This window comes from Roseateles sp. P5_B10 (genome assembly GCF_056400485.1).
In genome coordinates, this window is record NZ_JBFULE010000573.1 from 1 (window position 1) to 3,492 (window position 3,492).

Genomic DNA, 3,492 nt, shown 5'->3' on the forward strand with positions numbered 1-3,492 from the left:
CCACCAAGGCCTGCCATGGCGACGCCTGCCCGCTGGCCAACGGCTTCTACGACAAGCTGCCCGCCGCCCGCGCCGAGGCCGTGCAGACGGCCTGGCTGGACCCCGCCGCCCAGCGCCGCATCGCACTGCAGCATGACGTCTGCCCCTACTACCTCGGCCAGGAGCTGCTGCGCTGGGCCGACGTCGTCGTCGGCGACGTGCACCACGCCTTCGACCCCTATGGCCAGCTCTACGGCCTCTCCCAGGCTCAGGGCTGGAAGCTCGCCCTGCTGGTGGACGAGGCCCACAACCTCATCGACCGCACGCGCGACATGTACAGCGTCAGCCTCAGCCTGGCGCGCGTGCGCGAGGTCATTGCCGAAGCGCCGGCCAGCCTGCGCCCGCCGCTGCRCCGGCTGGCCAAGGAACTGGCCACGCTGAGCCGCCGCCAGCAAGGCGACTACCAGGCGCTGGACACGGTGCCCGACGCCCTCGCCGAGGCCCTGCAACGCGTCAACGTCGCCCTGGGCGACCACGTACAGAACCACCCGCTCGACGTCGGGGCCATGCTGCAGTTCTATTTCGAGGTGCTGGGCCTGCAGCGCCTGCTGGACCGTTTCGATGCCCATTCGATTTGCGACCTGCAGCGCAGCGCCGCTCCGGGGGACCCCAAGCCGGCGCTGGACGCGCCACGGAACCTCTCGCTGCTGGAAGACGACGACGAGGACGATCCCAACGACGGTCGCGACGTGCTGCTGTCGGTGCGCAACGTCGTGCCAGGGCACTTCCTGAAGGAGCGCTTCGAGGGGCTCAGCAGCGTCACGCTGTTCTCGGCCACGCTCGGGCCGCCCGACTACCAACGCCAGCTGCTTGGCATGCCCGAGGACACCGCCTGGATCGACGTGCCCGCGCCCTTCCCGCCCGAGCACCTGACCGTGCAGGTGGCCCACCGCCTGTCCACGCGCTACGAACATCGCAATGCATCGCTGGACGCGCTGGTGGACCTGCTCGCCCAGCAGTTCACCGAGCACCCCGGCAACTACCTCGCCTTCTTCAGCAGCTTCGACTACCTCGACAAGGCCTCGGCGCGGCTGGCGCAGCGGCACCCGCAGGTCACGCTGTGGAACCAGTCGCGCGCCATGGGCGACGCGGCACGGCGCGCCTTCCTGGACCGCTTCGTGGAGGGCGGCCGCGGCATCGGCTTCGCCGTGCTGGGCGGCGCCTTCGCCGAGGGCGTGGACCTGCCCGGCACGCGGCTGATCGGCGCCTTCATCGCCACCCTCGGCCTGCCGCCGGTGTCACCGCTGCAGGACCAGGTGCGCGAGCGCCTGGACACCCTGTTCGGCGCCGACCACGGCTATGCCGACCTTGTGCCCGGTATGCAAAAGGTCGTGCAGGCCGCCGGCCGCGTGCTGCGCTCCGTGGACGACCGCGGCTGGGTGTGGCTGCTGGACAAGCGCTATGCCCGACCCGAGGTGCGGGCCTTGTTGCCGGGCTGGTGGCAGCTGTAGCCGCAGCCTGGTCAGATTGCGCGATCAAAGGAGAACTCATGTTTGACCACGTCAAGTTCGGCGTCAGCGATTTCGCCGCGAGCAAGACCTTCTATCTCAAGGCGCTGGCGCCGCTCGGCGTCACGGCGGGTGCGGAAGGCGAGCCGAGCTACGGCATCGAGCTCGTCATCGAGGGCCAGGTGACCAGCCTGTGCCTGTTCGAGACCCAGGAGAAGCCGGCCCATCTGCATCTCGCCTTCATGGCGCAGACGCGCCAGCAGGTCGATGACTTCTATCGCGAGGCGTTGGCGGCCGGCGCCAAGGACAACGGCCCGCCGGGCCTGCGGCCAAAGTACCACGCCAACTACTACGCTGCCTTCGTCATCGACCCGGACGGGCACAACATCGAGGCCGTCTGTCACTCCCCCGAGGCCTGACGCGGCCCTTTTTGTGTGGGGATGTTGCGGTCCGTGTCACGCGGGCTGCACCCGGTAACCGGTGCCAGGCCGGCGCGTGCCACGCTATAGGCCTATGAGCCACTTCCCTGCGCCGCCACCCTCACCCACCCGCGAGAGAGCGTCCCGCCTGGCGCCTCTCGCCGTGGCGACCCTGGTTTCGCTGGCCGGCTGCGGCGGTGGCGGCTCCGACTCAGCCACCACCACGCCGACAACGCCCCCTGCTCCTGCGCCGGCGCCGGCGCCAGCACCACCGATCGCCGGAACGCGCATCACCTGCGATCTCGCCAACTTCCAGGCCGACATGCTGGCGGCCGTCAACGCCCGGCGCCGCAGCGGCGCCACCTGTGGCGCACAGGGAGCCTTCGGCCCGGCACCTGATCTGACCTGGAACGCCGCGCTGACCCAGGCCGCCGTGGCGCATAGCGACGACATGGTCACGCACAACTTCTTCAGCCACACCGGCAGCGACGGCAGCACCCTCGGCACCCGCGCGACCGCCGCCGGCTATGTTTGGAGCAGCCTGGGCGAGAACATCGCCGCCGGCCAGTCCAGCGTGGCCGAGGTGGTGGACGGCTGGATGAAGAGCGATGGTCATTGCGCCAACCTGATGAACGCGACCTTCCGCGACATCGGCGTGGCCTGCGTGGCGGGCAACGCCAGCACCACCTACCGCAGCTACTGGACGCAGGACTTCGGCACGCCGCGATAGGTTCCGGACTCGCGGGGCCGGATCGTTGAGTCGGTCAACCAACAACGAAAAAAGCCACGAAGGCGAGTCTTTGCGACTCGCCTTCGTGGCTCGTTGACCGAACGGGGGTCAGGCCTTCTTTGCCTTGGCGCGACGGGCCGCGTATGCGCCCAGCAGGGCGAGGCCGACCAGGGCCGCCGCGTCGGGCTCGGGCAACTGATTGCCGGCGGCGCCGATCTGGAAGGTGATGAACTCACCGGTCTGCGCGTCGGTCACGGTGTAGGTGCCGGCAAACATCTGCAGGGAGGCGAACGAGGCGTTGTGGAAAGTCCAGGCTTGATCGGGCGACCAGAACGTGCCTTCCAGGTCTTCGCGCTCGATACCGATGCCCGGAAGCTGGGTGCTGACGGGGCGAACGTAGGTGGTGAAGCCCTTGTGACCAGCGTCGACCGTCGTGTTGAAGCTGGATTGGGCCCAGGGACCGCTCGCAGCGGACCAGGCCGAGAAAGCGGTGCCGGCGTGGAAACCGAAGGACATGTTCACGCCGCCGACGGCCGTGCCGCCCATGATGTCGTGGTTGCCGTTCTCCTCGATACCGGTGCCGCCCCAGCCAGACACGCCCTGCTGAAGCACCAGCTTGCTGGTGTCAATGGTGCCGGAGGAGTTCATCACCACGTTAGCGCCGGATTCGGTGAACGTGAAGACGATGCCCGCGTTGGCCAGGCTGCAAAGGGAAGCCGTCAGGATTGCAGCTGCGAAAGAAGCCAACTTCATGGCGGATCTCCTCAAGAAATTTCAATGATCCCCACAATGCAACGGCCGTGCCAGGCAGCAGTATTTCTTAAAAATCAATAGCTTAGCGAGCTCATATCCCTAG

The 3,492-nt window shown here is 68.0% G+C and carries 4 protein-coding genes; 3 read left to right on the forward strand and 1 reads right to left on the reverse strand.

All coding sequences use genetic code 11. The features are described from left to right. The 3 genes from AC1DU6_RS24035 to AC1DU6_RS24045 form a co-directional block, all read left to right on the forward strand. The coding region (locus AC1DU6_RS24035; RefSeq protein ID WP_477860144.1) for an ATP-dependent DNA helicase at nt 1-1,490 on the forward strand (1,490 nt) is incomplete at its 5' end. 38 nt (nt 1,491-1,528) lie between these two features. After that, a complete protein-coding gene (locus AC1DU6_RS24040) occupies nt 1,529-1,906 on the forward strand; it encodes a VOC family protein (protein ID WP_477860146.1) in 378 nt (125 codons plus the stop codon). Between the two features lie 163 nt (nt 1,907-2,069). Then, nucleotides 2,070-2,636: a CAP domain-containing protein gene (locus AC1DU6_RS24045; RefSeq protein WP_477860148.1), complete on the forward strand. Its 567-nt coding sequence runs from the start codon at nt 2,070-2,072 to the stop codon at nt 2,634-2,636. 108 nt (nt 2,637-2,744) lie between these two features. Here the strand turns inward: AC1DU6_RS24045 and AC1DU6_RS24050 are convergent, their stop codons facing one another. Next, the gene (locus AC1DU6_RS24050; RefSeq protein WP_056195574.1) at nt 2,745-3,389 is read right to left on the reverse strand and encodes a hypothetical protein; all 645 of its coding nucleotides are present in this window, start codon (nt 3,387-3,389) and stop codon (nt 2,745-2,747) included. Nucleotides 3,390-3,492: the final 103 nt, after the last annotated feature.

What these genes read in the sequence shown, in the direction of transcription:
- AC1DU6_RS24040 (WP_477860146.1), top strand. Translation starts at nt 1,529, where the DNA reads ATGTTTGACCACGTCAAGTTCGGCGTCAGCGATTTCGCCGCGAGCAAG.
- AC1DU6_RS24050 (WP_056195574.1), bottom strand. Translation starts at nt 3,389, where the DNA reads ATGAAGTTGGCTTCTTTCGCAGCTGCAATCCTGACGGCTTCCCTTTGC.